This window comes from Streptomyces sp. AC602_WCS936, from assembly GCF_019049125.1.
GTDB lineage: Bacteria > Actinomycetota > Actinomycetes > Streptomycetales > Streptomycetaceae > Streptomyces.
Window position 1 is genome coordinate 1 of record NZ_JAGMUF010000006.1, and the last position, 1652, is coordinate 1652.

2 protein-coding genes are annotated in these 1652 nt (G+C 68.6%); one reads left to right on the forward strand and one right to left on the reverse strand.

Annotated elements, in window-relative coordinates:
• The first annotated feature begins 269 nt into the window (after positions 1 to 269).
• Positions 270 to 1085 carry an IS5 family transposase gene (locus KUM03_RS02485; protein WP_254398736.1) on the forward strand — a complete coding sequence of 272 codons (816 nt, stop codon included), beginning with the start codon at positions 270 to 272 and terminating at the stop codon, positions 1083 to 1085.
• Here the strand turns inward: KUM03_RS02485 and KUM03_RS02490 are convergent.
• Positions 1018 to 1530 (reverse strand): hypothetical protein, encoded by a 513-nt coding sequence (locus KUM03_RS02490; protein WP_217245346.1) that lies wholly within the window; start codon positions 1528 to 1530, stop codon positions 1018 to 1020. The genes KUM03_RS02485 and KUM03_RS02490 overlap by 68 nt on opposite strands.
• Positions 1531 to 1652: the final 122 nt, after the last annotated feature.

Below are 1652 nucleotides of genomic sequence, written 5' to 3' on the forward strand. Positions count from 1 at the left end.
ACTGGCTGTTCGCTATCCGCTCGCGTGGTCGGCGGGGTTCGAACAGCATGCTGATTCGGGTGAGTTGGCCGGTCGGCAGGCATGGAAGAAGGGCCTCTTGGTAGCTCGCGGTTGTCGAGTCCAGCGAGAAGCAAGAGGCCCTGTTGTCGAAGTGTCGCGTGGTCAGCGTTGCCGGGTCCAGTCCGTCCACTCCTGGGTGTGACTGTCTCGCCCACAGGTTCGGGAACGCGGCCGACCGGCCGGATCGCCGGCCCCGATACGGCTCGGACATGAGCGATGCCGAGTGGTTCCTGGTGCGGGATCTGCTGCCGGTTCCGGGTTGGCTGGCGGGTCGGGGCGGCCGTCCGGAGGGGTACTGCCACCGGCAGATGATCGACGCAGTGCGTTACGTCGTCGACAACGGCATCAAGTGGCGGGCGATGCCCGCGGACTTCCCGCCCTGGCCTCGGGTGTATGCCTTCTTCGCCCGCTGGCGGGATACGGGGCTGGTGAGCGAACTGCATGAACGCCTGCACCAGGCGGTCCGCCGGGCAGAGGGCCGGGCACCGGAGCCGAGTGCGGCGGTCATCGATTCCCAGTCGGTGAAGGGGGATGCCACCGTGGCTTACGGCTCACGGGGCTTCGATGCTGGGAAGAAGATCAACGGGCGCAAGCGGCACCTGCTCACCGACACCCTCGGACTCCTGCTGGACGTAGCTGTCACGCCGGCGTCCACCACCGACCGGGATGCTGCCCGCATCCTGCTGCCCACGGCGAGGAGCCGTTTGCGACGGCTTTCGAAGATCTGGGCGGACGGCGGTTACCGCGGCCACCTCCAGGACTGGGCTGCCCAGCACCTCGGACTCGTCCTCGACGTCGTCCGCCGCCACGAAGACGTCCAAGGTTTTCAGGTCCTGCCCCGCCGCTGGGTCGTGGAAAGATCCTTCGCCTGGCTCCTGCGCAGCCGACGCCTGGTCCGGGACTACGAACGACGCACCGACACCAGCGAAGCCGTCATCCGGTGGTCGATGATCGCACTCATGAACCGCCGCCTGGCCGTCCGACAGCGTCAGCGTCCTGGGTCTGCTCCGATGCCGGCAGCGTGAACCGTCCCGGCTTCATCTCCACCAGCCAGCCCCGTTCCACCAGCCTCTTCAGACGTGCTCTCGCGCCCTCGACGCGGGAAGCGGACGCGCTGTCCCAGCCGAGCACCACCGCTGCCCGCCGGGCACCGAGCCCATCGGCTCCCGCGTCCGCCGCGGCGACCATTACCGCCTGGTAGTCCACCGACAGGTCCTCGACCCCGGCCGCGTTCTCCCGGTGCGGCACCGCCCGTCGCGGCCCGACCGGCCTCCTGCGCGACACGACGGTCACCTCCGCGGGCCTCTCCTCCTCGGCCAGTGCCTCCAGATACTGCTCGAGACCGATCACCCGGCGCCTGAGGACCTCTTCCGCGTCCGCCAAGTCCGTCCGCACCCGCTCCAGTTCGGCTTCGAGCTCCTCCACCCTCACCACGGCGGCCTTCCGCCGGGCCTCCAGAACGGCCCGCATCGACGGCATCCGCCACCCCCACAACATCTCGGCCAGTAACGAGCCGAGACTTCCGCAACACCTGCGTTCCCATGCCTGACCAGCGGAATCCGCACACGGGGTTCGGAAAGAGAACGACCTCT

Coding starts and splice junctions, on each gene's coding strand:
- KUM03_RS02490 (WP_217245346.1), bottom strand. CDS start 1,530: ATGCGGGCCGTTCTGGAGGCCCGGCGGAAGGCCGCCGTGGTGAGGGTG.
- KUM03_RS02485 (WP_254398736.1), top strand. CDS start 270: ATGAGCGATGCCGAGTGGTTCCTGGTGCGGGATCTGCTGCCGGTTCCG.